13 protein-coding genes are annotated in these 14,038 nt (G+C 62.0%); 8 read left to right on the top strand and 5 right to left on the bottom strand.

Annotation, left to right across the window (positions count from 1 at the left end; genetic code table 11):
• Positions 1-67 precede the first annotated feature (67 nt).
• Entirely contained in the window at positions 68-1,033 is a 966-nt protein-coding gene (locus tag J4E58_RS13730) for a DMT family transporter (RefSeq protein ID WP_087092380.1), read from the top strand.
• 87 nt (positions 1,034-1,120) lie between these two features.
• On the opposite strand, the gene J4E58_RS13725 is transcribed toward J4E58_RS13730, so the two are convergent.
• Entirely contained in the window at positions 1,121-2,515 is a 1,395-nt protein-coding gene (locus tag J4E58_RS13725; RefSeq protein ID WP_087092379.1) for a class II fumarate hydratase, read from the bottom strand.
• A 192-nt stretch (positions 2,516-2,707) separates the two neighbouring features.
• Between J4E58_RS13725 and J4E58_RS13720 the strand changes: the two genes are divergently transcribed.
• The 7 genes from J4E58_RS13720 (at position 2,708) to J4E58_RS13690 (ending at position 10,519) form a co-directional block, all read left to right on the top strand.
• A complete protein-coding gene (locus J4E58_RS13720) occupies positions 2,708-3,223 on the top strand; it encodes a DUF2059 domain-containing protein (RefSeq protein WP_009045024.1) in 516 nt (171 codons plus the stop codon).
• A 12-nt stretch (positions 3,224-3,235) separates the two neighbouring features.
• Positions 3,236-3,535, top strand: coding sequence for a BolA family transcriptional regulator (locus J4E58_RS13715; RefSeq protein ID WP_007932228.1), 300 nt, complete (start codon positions 3,236-3,238; stop codon positions 3,533-3,535).
• A gap of 101 nt (positions 3,536-3,636) precedes the next feature.
• Complete coding sequence (locus J4E58_RS13710; protein WP_007932227.1) at positions 3,637-4,578, top strand: rhodanese-related sulfurtransferase; 942 nt, start codon at positions 3,637-3,639, stop codon at positions 4,576-4,578.
• 36 nt (positions 4,579-4,614) lie between these two features.
• The gene (locus tag J4E58_RS13705) at positions 4,615-5,217 is read left to right on the top strand and encodes a DsbA family protein (RefSeq protein ID WP_172963034.1); all 603 of its coding nucleotides are present in this window, start codon (positions 4,615-4,617) and stop codon (positions 5,215-5,217) included.
• Entirely contained in the window at positions 5,210-7,024 is a 1,815-nt protein-coding gene (locus J4E58_RS13700) for an ABC transporter ATP-binding protein (protein ID WP_009045020.1), read from the top strand. Before J4E58_RS13705 ends, J4E58_RS13700 begins: the two co-directional genes overlap by 8 nt.
• A gap of 204 nt (positions 7,025-7,228) precedes the next feature.
• The gene (locus tag J4E58_RS13695; protein ID WP_007932218.1) at positions 7,229-9,688 is read left to right on the top strand and encodes an EAL domain-containing protein; all 2,460 of its coding nucleotides are present in this window, start codon (positions 7,229-7,231) and stop codon (positions 9,686-9,688) included.
• A 78-nt stretch (positions 9,689-9,766) separates the two neighbouring features.
• Positions 9,767-10,519 carry a TenA family transcriptional regulator gene (locus J4E58_RS13690; RefSeq protein ID WP_219734992.1) on the top strand — a complete coding sequence of 251 codons (753 nt, stop codon included), beginning with the start codon at positions 9,767-9,769 and terminating at the stop codon, positions 10,517-10,519.
• Between the two features lie 37 nt (positions 10,520-10,556).
• Here the strand turns inward: J4E58_RS13690 and J4E58_RS13685 are convergent, their stop codons facing one another.
• From J4E58_RS13685 to ubiG, 4 genes are all read right to left on the bottom strand, one after another.
• Positions 10,557-11,483: a GGDEF domain-containing protein gene (locus J4E58_RS13685; protein WP_053262197.1), complete on the bottom strand. Its 927-nt coding sequence runs from the start codon at positions 11,481-11,483 to the stop codon at positions 10,557-10,559.
• A gap of 366 nt (positions 11,484-11,849) precedes the next feature.
• The gene (locus tag J4E58_RS13680) at positions 11,850-12,590 is read right to left on the bottom strand and encodes a YciK family oxidoreductase (protein ID WP_087092378.1); all 741 of its coding nucleotides are present in this window, start codon (positions 12,588-12,590) and stop codon (positions 11,850-11,852) included.
• Between the two features lie 38 nt (positions 12,591-12,628).
• On the bottom strand, positions 12,629-13,300 hold the full coding sequence (gene mupP / locus J4E58_RS13675) for an N-acetylmuramic acid 6-phosphate phosphatase MupP (protein WP_007932213.1): 672 nt from the start codon (positions 13,298-13,300) through the stop codon (positions 12,629-12,631).
• Positions 13,301-13,304: 4 nt separating this feature from the next.
• Positions 13,305-14,003, bottom strand: coding sequence for a bifunctional 2-polyprenyl-6-hydroxyphenol methylase/3-demethylubiquinol 3-O-methyltransferase UbiG (gene ubiG / locus J4E58_RS13670; RefSeq protein ID WP_087092377.1), 699 nt, complete (start codon positions 14,001-14,003; stop codon positions 13,305-13,307).
• Positions 14,004-14,038: the final 35 nt, after the last annotated feature.

Below are 14,038 nucleotides of genomic sequence, written 5' to 3'. Positions count from 1 at the left end.
GTCTCTGTGTAAGTCACGGCCCCGGGCCTAGAATGCGGGCTCTCTCCATCAGGCTTTTGGGGGTCGCATGCATATCTCGTCCGGTCGCTGGGTCTACGGCTTGTTCCTCGCACTGCTGACGGCGCTGCTGTGGGGCATCCTGCCGATCAAGCTCAAGCAAGTGTTGCTGGTGATGGACCCGGTGACCGTGACCTGGTTTCGCCTGTTGGTGTCCGGTGGTTTCCTGCTGGTCTACCTGGCGGCGGTCAAGCGTTTGCCCAGTTGGCGGGTACTCGGGCCGCGTGGCGGCTGGCTGGTGCTGATGGCGGTCTGCGGGCTGGTGGGCAACTACGTGCTGTACCTGATGGGGCTGAACCTGCTGAGCCCCGGCACCGCGCAACTGGTGGTGCAGATGGGGCCGATCCTGCTGCTGATCGCCAGCCTGTTTGTGTTCAAGGAGCGTTTCAGCCTGGGGCAGGGGATTGGCCTGGCGGTGCTGCTGATCGGTTTCGGGTTGTTTTTCAATCAGCGCCTGACCGAGCTGCTGACGTCCTTGAGCAACTACACCGCTGGTGTGCTGACGGTGCTCGCCGCCTCGGCGGTCTGGACCTTCTACGCCCTGGGCCAGAAGCAGTTGCTGACGGTGTGGAATTCCTTGCAGGTGATGATGGTGATCTACCTGTTCTGCGCGCTGTTGCTCACCCCGTGGGCCCATCCCCTCGAAGCGCTTGAATTGAGCCCGCTGCAAGGCTGGCTGTTGCTGGCCTGCTGCCTGAATACCCTGATCGCCTACGGTGCGTTCGCCGAAGCGCTGGCCCATTGGGAAGCGTCGCGGGTCAGCGCCACGCTGGCGATCACGCCCTTGGTGACCTTCGCCGCAGTGGCGGTGGCGGCCTGGTTGTGGCCCGAATATGTGCATGCCGAACAGATCAACGGCCTGGGGTATGGCGGGGCGGTGCTGGTGGTGCTGGGGTCGGCCTTGACGGCCCTGGGGCCGTCGCTGATGGCCGGGCTCAAGGCGCGGCGGGTGCGTATGGACGTGCCGCAGAGCTAGGGCGCGTTATCGTTGATCGCGGGCAAGCCCCTATCCTGTAGGAGCGAGGCTTGCCCACGATAGCATCTGTTCAATCACTGCCTTCCATCAGCCCTGCTTGCCAGCCTCCAACATGTTTTCCGGACGCACCCAGGCATCGAACTCTTCATCCGTCAGATAACCCAGCTCCAGGGCCGCTTCACGCAAGGTGCGGTTCTCGGCATAGGCCTTCTTGGCGATCTCGGCGGACTTGTCGTAGCCGATATGGGTGTTGAGCGCGGTGACCAGCATCAGCCCGCGTTCCAGATGGTCGGCCATCTGCACCGGGTCGGGCTCCAGGCCGGCGATGCAGTGCTGCTGGAAGTTGCTGCAGCCGTCGGCGAGCAGGCGCACCGATTGCAGCAGGTTGTGGATGATCACCGGCTTGAACACGTTCAGTTGCAGGTGGCCCTGACTGGCGGCGAAGCCGATGGCCACGTCGTTGCCCATCACCTGGCACGCCAGCATGGACAGGGCTTCGCACTGGGTCGGGTTGACCTTGCCCGGCATGATCGAGCTGCCCGGTTCGTTGGCCGGCAGCCTGATCTCGGCCAGCCCGGCCCGTGGTCCGGAGCCCAGCAGGCGCAGGTCGTTGGCGATTTTCATCAGGCACACCGCCAGGGTCTTCAGCGCGCCGGATAGCGTGGTCAGGGGTTCGTGGCCGGCGAGGGCGGCGAACTTGTTCGGCGCAGTGACAAACGGCAGGCCGGACAAGGCCGCCAGCTCGGCGGCGATCGCCTCGCCGAAACCATGGGGCGAGTTCAGTCCGGTGCCGACGGCGGTACCGCCCTGGGCCAGCTCGCAGACCGCTGGCAGGGCCGCGCGAATGGCGCGCTCGGCGTAGTCCAGTTGCGCGATGAAGGCCGACAGCTCCTGGCCGAAAGTGATGGGGGTGGCATCCATCATGTGGGTGCGCCCGGTTTTCACCAGCTTCATGTGCCGTGCCGCGAGTTCGGCCAGGCCGCCGGACAGCTCGGCGATCGATGGCAACAGATGCTGCTGCACCGCCTGGGCCGCGGCGATGTGCATTGCCGTGGGGAAGCAGTCGTTGGAGCTTTGCGAGCGATTCACATGGTCGTTGGGGTGCACCGGGGTCTTGCCGCCGCGCGGGTTGCCGGCCAGTTCGTTGGCGCGACCGGCGATCACCTCGTTGACGTTCATGTTGCTCTGGGTGCCGCTGCCGGTCTGCCAGACCACCAGTGGGAACTGGTCGTCATGCTGGCCGTCCAGTACCTCGTCGGCGGCCTGTTCGATCAGGCGGGCGATGTCGGCCGGCAGATCGCCGTTGCGGTCGTTGACCCGGGCCGCGGCCTTCTTGATCAACGCCAGGGCATGCAGGACCGACAGCGGCATGCGCTCGTTGCCGATGGCGAAGTTGATCAGCGAACGCTGGGTCTGGGCGCCCCAATAGGCGTCGTCCGGGACTTCAACCTGGCCAAGGCTGTCGGTTTCGATTCGACTCATCGTGCTCACTCCTGTAGGTCTGATTGCGCAGTTTAGGCTGTGATCCACAGCCTGGGTTCCATAAAGCGCCTTTTGTGTCATTTGGTCGAGCAAATGCAGGCACCACAAGGCTTGGGGTTGAGCGACAGAGTTTTTTAGGCGCAGAATGGTCGCCCTTGGGGTTATACCTCGCCTGCTAGAAAAGGAAACTCGATGACTCGTCTTCGTGCCATCTGTACCGCGGTTGCTCTGGTTTGCGCCAGCGGCCAGGTGCTTGCCGATACCGCCAGCCACAACGCCAGTGCCGAAGCTTTCCTGACCCTGGCGCACGCTGACAAGCTGGGCACTCCGGTGTACATGCAAGTGCAGCAAATGTTCGCTCAGCGTTTTGAACAGACCAAAGCCCCAGAGTCGAAAAAAGCCGTGCTGGAAACCTACCAGGCCAAGGCCAACGCCGCCCTGGACCAGGCCATCGGCTGGAACAAGCTGAAGCCGGACATGGTCAAGCTCTACACCAGCAACTTCAGTGAATCCGAGCTCAAGGACCTGGTGGCGTTCTACCAGTCGCCGCTGGGCAAGAAAGTCCTGGAAAAAATGCCGCAGCTGACCCAGCAATCGGCCCAGATGACCCAGGCCAAGCTGGAAAGCGCGGTACCGGTAGTCAACAAGCTGCTGGCCGACATGACCGCCGAACTCGAGCCTAAGGCCGCACCGGCGAAGAAGAAGTAAGCGGAGCCAGGAATGACCATGCAACAACGTATCGAATCGGCACTAGGCGCATTGCAGCCAGAGCATTTGCAGGTGCTGGATGAAAGCCACATGCACAGCCGCGGCCTGGAAACCCATTTCAAGGCTGTGCTGGTCAGCGAGCAGTTTGCCGGGCTCAACAGCGTCAAGCGTCACCAGAAGGTCTACGCGACCCTGGGCGAGCTGATGGGCCAGTTTCATGCGTTGGCGCTGCATACCTACACGCCAGAGGAATGGGCGAAGATCGGCGTGGCCCCGGCCTCGCCGACCTGCGCTGGCGGCAGCAAGCATTAACCACAGGTTTTTTGCTAGAATCCGCAACGCGCCGCTCAGTCGGCGCGTTTTTTTTGCATCCGGTTCACCCTTTGCGAGGGTAGCCACCTGGAGAATTACCCATGACACAACAGATTGTCGTGGCGGCACTGTATAAGTTCGTCACCCTCGAAGATTACGTTGCCCTGCGCGAACCGCTGCTCAAGGCGATGCTCGACAACGGCATCAAGGGCACCCTGCTGATCGCCGAAGAAGGTATCAACGGCACCGTTTCCGGTAGCCGCGAAGGCATCGACGGGCTGCTGGCCTGGCTCAAGAACGACCCGCGCATGGTCGACATCGATCACAAGGAATCGTACTGCGACGAGCAGCCGTTCTACCGCACCAAGGTCAAGCTCAAGAAAGAGATCGTGACCCTGGGCGTGCCCGGCGTCGACCCGAACAAGAAGGTCGGCACCTATGTCGAACCGCAGGACTGGAACGCGCTGATCAGCGACCCGCAAGTGCTGCTGATCGATACCCGTAACGACTACGAGGTTTCGATCGGCACCTTCGAAGGCGCCATCGACCCGAAGACCACCAGTTTTCGCGAATTCCCCGACTACATCAAAGCCAACTTCGACCCGAGCAAGCACAAGAAAGTCGCGATGTTCTGCACCGGCGGCATTCGTTGCGAGAAAGCTTCGAGCTACATGCTCAGCGAAGGCTTCGGCGAGGTCTTCCACCTCAAGGGCGGTATCCTCAAATACCTCGAAGAGGTGCCGCAGCAAGAGAGTAAATGGCAGGGCGACTGCTTCGTCTTCGATAATCGGGTGACCGTGCGTCACGACCTCAGCGAAGGCGACTACGATCAATGTCATGCCTGCCGCACGCCGGTAAGCGTCGAGGATCGCGCCAGCGAGCACTATGTGCCGGGTATCAGTTGCCCGCACTGCTGGGACACGCTGAGCGAGAAAACCCGCCGTAGCGCCATCGACCGGCAGAAGCAGATTGAACTGGCCAAGGCTCGCAACATGCCGCACCCGATCGGTTACAACTACAAGCAATCTTCTTCCGAGGCCTGAGCCATGTCTGCCCGCCTGCTCTATGTGATGGACCCGATGTGTTCGTGGTGCTGGGGCTTCGCTCCAGTGGCCGAGGCCCTGGTCGAGCAGGCGCGGGCCGCGGGCGTCGAGTTGCATCTGGTGGTGGGCGGCCTGCGGACTGGCAGTGGCTCGGCACTGGAGCCGACCACCCGCCGCTATATCCTCGAACACTGGCAGGCGGTCACCGAGGCCACCGGCCAGCCGTTCAAGTTCGAGGGCGCCTTGCCCGACGGTTTTGTCTATGACACCGAGCCTGCGTGCCGCGCCATCGTCACGGCGCGCAGCCTGGCGCCGGATTGCGCCTGGAAACTCTTGCGCCTGATCCAGCGGGCTTTTTACGTCGAAGGCCGGGATGTCACTCGCGCCAGCGTTCTGGTGGAACTGGCCGAGGAAGCGGGTGTGCCGCGCATCGAGTTCGCCGAGGCGTTCGATCGCGCCGAGCAGCATGCCGCGACCGCCGCCGATTTCACCTGGGTCCAGGACCTGGGGATTGCCGGCTTCCCGACGATGCTGGCCGAGCGCAATGGCCAGCTGGCCTTGTTGACCAATGGCTACCAGCCCCTGAGTGAGCTGTCTCCACTGCTCGGCCGTTGGCTGGAGCGTGCCGCCTGTGCGTGATCCACAAGCGCCGGAACCCGTCGATCGCCTGAGCTGGGCGCAAGTCCGCCGGCTGGCACTGCAGCATAAAAAAGCCCTGTGGATCGCCAATGGCGTGGCCGTCCTGGCGACGCTGTGCAGCGTGCCTATCCCGTTGCTGCTGCCGCTGTTGGTGGACGAAGTACTGCTGGGGCATGGCGATGCTGCGCTGAAGGTGATGAACCACGCCTTGCCCGCGGGCTGGCAGAGCGCCGCCGGCTACATCGGCCTGATGTTGTTGATCACCCTGATGCTGCGTTGCTCGGCGCTACTGTTCAACGTGCTGCAGGCCCGGTTGTTTGCCGGGTTGGCCAAGGACATTGTCTATCGCATCCGTCTGCGGCTGATCGAGCGCCTCAAGCGCATTTCCCTGGGCGAGTATGAAAGCCTGGGCAGCGGTACGGTGACGACTCACCTGGTCACCGACCTCGACACCCTCGACAAGTTTGTCGGCGAAACCCTTAGCCGTTTTCTGGTGGCCATGCTCACGCTGGTGGGCACCGCGGGCATCCTGATGTGGATGCATTGGCAGCTGGCGCTGCTGATCCTGTTGTTCAATCCCCTGGTGATCTACGCCACGGTGCAGTTGGGCAAGCGGGTCAAACACCTGAAAAAGCTCGAGAACGACAGCACCTCGCGTTTCACCCAGGCCCTGACCGAAACCCTGGATGCGATCCAGGAAGTCCGTGCGGGCAATCGCCAGGGCTTTTTCCTCGGCCGTCTCGGCCGGCGTGCCCAGGATGTGCGGGACTACGCGGTGGCCTCGCAATGGAAGAGCGACGCCTCCAATCGTGCCAGTGGGCTGCTGTTCCAGTTCGGTATCGATATCTTTCGTGCGGCGGCCATGCTCACCGTGCTGTTTTCCGATCTGTCCATCGGCCAGATGCTGGCTGTATTCAGCTACCTGTGGTTCATGATCGGCCCGGTGGAACAACTGCTGAACCTGCAGTACGCCTACTATGCCGCCGGTGGCGCGTTGTCGCGCATCAACGAGCTGCTGTCGCGGGCCGACGAGCCGCAGTATGCCGGCGGTGTCGACCCGTTCCAGGGGCGCGAGACCGTGGGTATCGAAGTCAGCGGCCTGAGTTTCGGCTACGGCGACGAACTGGTGCTGGACCAGATGAACCTGTCGATCGAGCCGGGGGAGAAGGTGGCGATCGTCGGCGCCAGCGGCGGCGGCAAAAGTACCCTGGTGCAGCTGTTGCTAGGGCTCTACACACCGCAGGCGGGCGTGATTCGTTTTGGCGGCAAGACCCAGCAGGAAATCGGCCTGGAAACCCTGCGGGAAAACGTGGCGGTGGTGTTGCAGCATCCGGCGCTGTTCAACGACAGCATCCGCGCCAACCTGACCATGGGCCGCGAGCGCAGCGACGAGGCCTGTTGGCGGGCGTTGGAAATTGCCCAGTTGGACTCGACGGTCCGCGCCCTGGCCAACGGTCTGGACAGTGTGGTCGGCCGTTCCGGCGTGCGTCTGTCTGGCGGCCAGCGCCAGCGCCTGGCCATCGCGCGGATGGTCCTGGCCGAACCCAAGGTGGTGATCCTCGACGAAGCCACCTCCGCGCTGGACGCCGCCACCGAGTACAACCTGCACCAGGCGCTGACGCGTTTCCTCCACGGCCGGACCACGCTGATCATTGCCCACCGCCTGTCCGCGGTAAAACAGGCGGATCGGGTTCTGGTGTTCGATGGCGGACAGATTGCCGAAGATGGCGACCATCAGCAGCTAATTGCCGACGGCGGCCTTTACGCCAAGCTTTATGGGCATTTGCAGCAAGTCCAGCGACCTTGAGTTTTATCCGGTTTTCTGTGCTTAGTGCTTGAATTCTCTGGTGGAAATGACCCTCCTGGGGCGCGGCCCTGTCGTGTCTCGACTGGCAGCGTGCTCGAACGTCACGGCCTGTGCGCTCGAAGCGGCGGAAATTAGCCTAGTCTGTGCTGTCAGGAGCGGTATTTCCTCGGGTGTTCATCTGGCAGTGCTTATGCAAGGGACCTCATGAAGCAAAAGCGGACTCTCGGAACGCCACGGTTATTGGGCATCGTCTGGCCATTTATTGCGGTGGTGTTGTTTCAAGCGCTGTTGGGTGGCCTCAGCTTATATGTCCTTTCGGCGGTACGTGGTTACGTTGCCGGGGAGAGCCTTTGGTCCAAGGGCCAGAAGGACGCCATCTACTACCTCAATCTCTACGCCGACAGCCGCGACGAATCGATCTTTCTGAAGTACCAGAATGCTATTGCCGTGCCTCAGGGCGGGCATGAGCTGCGGGTCGCGCTGGATCAGCAACCGCCCGACCTGAATGCCGCGCGGGCGGGGATTCTCAAGGGTGGCAACCACCCTGACGACAGCGACAGCGTGATTTGGCTGTACCTGAACTTCCGCCATTTCAGCTACCTGGAAAAAGCCATCGACCTGTGGACCGTGGGCGACAGTTATCTGGTGCAGCTCGACAGCGTGGCCCATGAAATGCACCGCAGCATTACCAGCAACCAGGCCTCCGAAGCCGATATCCAGCGCTGGAAGAACCAGATTTTCGCCATCAACGATGGCGTGACGCCCGCTGCCAAGGCCTTTAGCGATGCTTTAGGCGAGGGCTCGCGGGTCATCCTGCGGCTGTTGCTGATCACCAACCTGGCCACCGCGCTGGGGCTGATTGTCCTGGCCTTGCTGCGCACCCATAAGCTGCTGGCCCAGCGTCATGAATTTGCCAGCGCCCTGCAGTTGGAAAAGGAACGGGCGCAGATCACCCTGCAATCCATTGGCGACGGTGTCATCACCACCGACGTGGACGGCGCCATCGCCTACATGAACCCGGCCGCCGAGGAAATGACCCACTGGAAGGCCGAGCAGGCCATGGGGCTGCCGCTGGCGGCCTTGTTCAATCTGCTGGATGAAAATGCCCAGACCGACGGCTTTACCCTGATCGAGCACATTCTCAGTGGCCAGCTCAGTGGTGGCAGCGAGCACTCGAAGCTGATCCAGCGCCTGGATGGCAGCACGGTGTCGGTGACTCTGGTCGGCGCGCCGATCCAGAATGCCGGCAAGGTCAGCGGTACGGTGCTGGTGCTGCACGACATGACCCAGGAGCGCCAGTACATCGCCAATCTGTCCTGGCAGGCGACCCACGACGCCTTGACTGGCCTGGCGAACCGTCGCGAGTTCGAATACCGCCTGGAGCAGGCATTGCACAGCTTGAGCCGGCAACCGGGGCGGCACGCCCTGATGTTCCTCGACCTGGACCAGTTCAAGCTGGTCAACGATACCTGCGGCCATGCGGCAGGGGACGAGTTGCTCCGGCATATCTGCGCCTTGCTCCAGTCGGGCCTGCGCGAGGGCGATACCCTGGCGCGCCTGGGGGGCGATGAGTTCGGCATCCTGCTGGAGAACTGCTCGCCGGAAGCGGCGGAAAAGATCGCCGAAGGCCTGCGCCAGACGGTGCAGAACCTGCATTTTGTCTGGAAGGGCCGGCCCTTCGTCACCACGGTCAGCATTGGCCTGGTGCATGTGGCGCAAACCCCGACCACCCTCGAAGCGTCACTGCGGGCAGCGGACATGGCGTGCTACATGGCCAAGGAGAAAGGGCGCAACCGGGTCCAGGTCTATCACGCGGACGACTCGGAGCTGTCCCTGCGGTTCGGTGAAATGGCCTGGGTACAGCGCCTACATATGGCCCTGGAGGAAAACCGCTTCTGTCTTTATGCCCAGGAAATAGCCGCCCTGGGGCATGTGGACCGGCTCGGCGGGCATATCGAGATTCTGCTGCGCCTGCACGACGAGGCCGGGCGGATGATCCTGCCCGATAGCTTCATTCCGGCCGCCGAGCGTTACGGCCTGATGACCTCCCTGGACCGTTGGGTGGTGGAGAATGTGTTCAAGATCATCGCCGAGTGCATCCGTGAGGAGCGCGAAGGGCCCCTGGCGATGTGTGCGATCAATCTGTCGGGCGCGACCATCGGTGACGAGGCTTTCCTGGACTTCCTGCGCGAGCAGTTCATCGTCCACGGTGTGCCACCGGACCTGATTTGTTTTGAAATCACCGAGACCAGCGCTATCTCCAATCTCGGCAGTGCGATTCGATTTATCAACGAGCTCAAGGGCTTGGGCTGTCACTTTTCGTTGGATGACTTTTGTGCGGGAATGTCGTCATTCGCTTATCTCAAACATTTGCCTGTAGACTTCCTCAAGATCGATGGAAGTTTCGTAAAAGATATGCTGGACGACCCGATCAATCGCGCGATGGTCGAGGTGATCAACCATATTGGTCATGTGATGGGCAAGCGCACGATTGCCGAGTTTGTCGAAACACCGCAGATTGAGCAGGCATTGTTGGAGATTGGCGTGGATTACGCTCAGGGCTACCTGATCGAGCGCCCGCAACTCTTCACCTGCGACAGTCTGCAGTGCCGGCCTTCGCGACCACAGCCTCTGTTGTTCAAGGCTCCTGGCACGTTCCGTTGAATCTCTCGCTGATCCGTACCATCACCATCAAAAGGAGCCCCGACAGTGATCGACGCATTCAACAGAACCGGTCCGCTCATGGACGCTGCAAGCTATCCGGCCTGGGCCCAGCAGCTGATCCAGGATTGCAGCGAGAGCAAGCGCCGCGTGGTCGACCACGAACTGTACCAGCGCATGCGCGACAACAAGCTCAGCAACAAGACCATGCGCCAGTACCTGATCGGCGGCTGGCCGGTTGTCGAGCAGTTCGCCCTGTACATGGCGCAGAACCTGACCAAGACCCGCTTCGCCCGTCACCCCGGGGAAGACATGGCGCGGCGCTGGCTGATGCGCAATATCCGGGTCGAGCTCAATCATGCCGATTACTGGGTGAACTGGAGCCGCGCCCATGGCGTGAGCCTGGAAGATCTGCAGGCGCAGCAAGTCCCACCGGAGCTGCACGCTTTGAGTCATTGGTGCTGGCACACCAGCTCCGCCGACTCGCTGATCGTGGCGATCGCTGCGACCAACTACGCAATCGAGGGTGCCACGGGTGAGTGGTCGGCGCTGGTCTGCTCCTCCGGTGTGTATGCGGCGGCCTTTCCCGAAGAAGAGCGCAAGCGGGCGATGAAGTGGCTGAAAATGCATGCCCAGTACGACGATGCGCATCCTTGGGAGGCGCTGGAAATCATCTGTACCCTGGCCGGCATGAAGCCGAGCAAAGCCTTGCAGGGCGAGCTGCGCCAGGCGATCTGCAAGAGTTATGACTACATGTACCTGTTCCTGGAGCGTTGCATGCAACAGGAAAAGACCCCGGCGGCCCGTGAACGGATGGCGCTGGTCGAAGGTTGAATGGCGGCCTCCGATGAAGGTGGCCCCAGCCATTCTCTCAGCCGGCCATCGCCAGGCGGTTGCGGCCTTCGCGCTTGGCCACATACAGCGCGCTGTCCGCACGGCGCAGCAGGCTCTCGGCTGACTCCCCCGGCAGCAGGGTCGAGCAACCCAGGCTGACCGTCAGCTCGATCAACTTGCCATCCGCCCAGTAATCCTTGGCCTGGGCCGCCTGGCGCAGCCGTTCTCCCACCATGGCGGCGGCATCGCGTCCAGTGTTGGACAGCAGGATCAGGAACTCCTCGCCGCCAAAACGAAACACCATGTCGACGTTGCGCAACTGCGCCTTGATGGCCGCGGCAACAGCCTTGAGCACTTCATCGCCGGCGCTGTGGCCGTGGCTGTCGTTGATTCTCTTGAAGTGATCGATATCCAGCATCAGCAGCGACAGTGGGTGCAGGTGGCGGCGGGCCATTTCGATTTCCCGTTGCAGCGTCTGGTCCATGGCGATTCGGTTGCCGGTATCGGTCAAAGGGTCGCGCAGGGCACTACGGGTCGCGGCCCGATAGAGCAGGGCATTGCGCATCGGATAAAGCAGGGTGGACAGCAGGGATTCCAGATGGCCCTGTTCCTGGTCGCTGAAACGCTGATTGCGCCGAAATACCAGCTCGCCCATGGTCTCGCCTTCATGGCTCAGGCTGTAGCTGATGGAGTGGTGGCCGCGCTGGCCGAACTCCAGGCGCAGGTCGCTGGGCTTGTGCTGGTAAACCAGGGCATCCAGGGGCACAAGGCGTTGGGTTTCGCGGAAGAACAGGCCGAGAATGCGTTGCGGCTCCAGGCTGGTCTGTAATTGCAGGCTCAGTTGCTGGCGCAACTGGGCAAGGCTGACCGGGCGTTGCAGGAGTGGTGACTGCTGGCCAAAGCCCAGGCGTTGCAATTTGGCGCTATCGAAGTCAATTGCGTTGGTCTGGGTCGGTATTTTCATATGGCGTGAGCCCCTGGGCACGTAATGCAGTCTTACTGGCTGGGTGAGAGCGGCTCATGGCTGCACGTCATACTGTTCCATCAGTCCCGTAGGACAAGCGATCACAGTCTAATCCGCTTTACGGGCCGTTATAAGCCCCGACTCGATCGTCGCTGAGTTTCGCCAATACACTGCCTATTTGAGGGAGATGAGAGCGAAAGTCATGCCATTCGCTTCGTCCGAGTAAAATGCTTTTGAATTCAGCGGGTTGGCTGGCCGTGCCGAGGCTTGGCGTGGCCCGGGGTGGCATTTGTCTGGCGATGACGGGGTGGAAGGCTGGCAGGAAAGGAGTGCCGCGACGATATTCTGCCGCGGCCAAAGAACGGATTACTGGGCGTCGAATGCCTGGCCGTTGATCCCGGTACTGTCTGGACCCATGAGGTACAGGTAGACCGGCATGATCTCCTCGGGGGCCGGGTTGTTGCTCGGGTTTTCCCCTGGATAGGCCTGGGCGCGCATGCTGGTGCGGGTAGCGCCCGGATTGACACTGTTGGCGCGCACCGGTGCGACACCGTCGACTTCGTCGGCCAGGGTTTGCATCAGGCCTTCGGTGGCGAACTTCGAAACGCCATAGGCGCCCCAGTAGGCACGGCCCTTGCGGCCAACGCTGCTGGAGGTGAACACCACCGAGGCGTCCTGGGACAGCTTGAGCAGCGGCAGCAGGGTGCTGGTCAGCATGAACATGGCATTGACGTTGACTTGCATCACCCGCATGAAGTTCTCGCCCGACAGCTGTTCCAACGGCGTGCGCGGACCAATGATCGAGGCATTGTGCAGCAGGCCATCGAGGTGACCGAACTCGGCTTCGACCATGGCGGCCAGTTCGTCGTACTGGTGCGGCAGGGCGGTTTCCAGGTTGAACGGAATCACCACCGGCTGAGGATGGCCGGCGGCTTCGATCTCGTCATAAACCTGGGTCAGGTTGGCTTCGGTCTTGCCCAGCAGCAGTACGGTGGCGCCGTGGCCGGCGAAGGTCTTGGCGGCAGCGGCGCCGATGCCGCGACCGGCGCCGGTGACCAGAATGACCCGATCCTTGAGCAGTTCGGGGCGGGCGGAATAATCAAACATAAAAACCTCGGGAAATCAGAAGCGAAAGCCTGGGCAGATCAGCAGCTGCACAGCGCCTGGTCCAGGACCTGGCGCAGTTCCAGCGGATGGTCGACCACCACGTCGGCGCCCCAGTGCTTGGGATTGTCGTCCGGATGGATGTAACCGTAGGTCACGGCGGCGGTCCTGGTGCCTGCGTCGCGGCCCGATTCGATGTCGCGCAGGTCGTCACCGACGAACAGTACGCTGGCCGGGTCGAGGTCGAGCATCTTGCACGCCAGGATCAATGGTTCCGGATCGGGTTTGCTGTTCTTCACGTGATCCGGGCAGATCAGCAGGGCGGAACGTTCCGCCAGGCCCAACTGCTGCATGATTGGCTCGGCAAAGCGCACCGGCTTGTTGGTGACCACGCCCCAGAGCAGATTGGCCTTTTCGATATCGGCCAGCAGCTCGGCCATGCCGTCGAACAGTTTGCTGTGCACCGCGCAATGCTTGAGGTAACGCTCCAGAAACTCCAGGCGCAGCTCCTCGAACCCCGGGGATTCCGGGTCCATCGAGAAGGTCACGGCGACCATCGCCCGGGCGCCACCGGAGATTTCGTCACGGATATGTTTGTCTGCGATCGGCGCCAGGCCGCGGTCGGCGCGCATGGCCTGGCAGATGGCGATGAAGTCCGGCGCGGTGTCGAGCAGGGTGCCGTCCATGTCGAAAAGAACTGCTCTGATACGCATGGGCTTATTCCTCCCGCAGGGTCTGGATCATGTAGTTGACGTCGACGTCGGCGGCCAGCTTGTAGTGCTTGGTCAGCGGGTTGTAGGTCAGACCGATGATGTCCTTGACGCTCAGGCCGGCGTCACGGCTCCAGGCGCCCAGCTCGGAAGGCCGGATGAATTTCTTGAAGTCATGGGTGCCGCGCGGCAGCAGCTTCATGATGTATTCGGCGCCGATGATGGCGAACAGATAGGCCTTCGGATTGCGGTTGATGGTGGAGAAGAACACCTGGCCGCCGGGCTTGACCATGCGAAAGCACGCGCGGATCACCGAGGAGGGGTCTGGCACGTGTTCGAGCATCTCCAGGCAGGTGACGACGTCGAACTGCTCGGGCATTTCCTCGGCCAGGGCTTCGGCGGTGATCTGCCGATACTCGACGTTTACCCCGGACTCCAGTTGATGCAGTTGTGCCACCGCCAGCGGGGCCTCGCCCATGTCGATACCCGTTACCGTGGCGCCGCGCTGGGCCATGGCTTCGCTGAGGATGCCGCCGCCGCAACCGACGTCGAGGACTTTCTTGCCGGCCAGGTTGACGCGCTCGTCAATCCAGTTGACCCGCAGCGGGTTGATATCGTGCAGCGGTTTGAATTCGCTCTCGCGGTCCCACCAGCGATGGGCGAGGGCTTCGAATTTGGCGATTTCGGCGTGGTCGACGTTACTCATGGGTAATCCTCTGAATCTGGAAAATTCTGGCTGTC

The organism is Pseudomonas sp. FW305-25 (assembly GCF_017351415.1).
Classification (GTDB): Bacteria; Pseudomonadota; Gammaproteobacteria; order Pseudomonadales; family Pseudomonadaceae; genus Aquipseudomonas; species Aquipseudomonas chlororaphis.
Note: the sequence above shows the minus strand (reverse complement) of the source record. Positions and strands in the feature narration are given on the sequence as shown.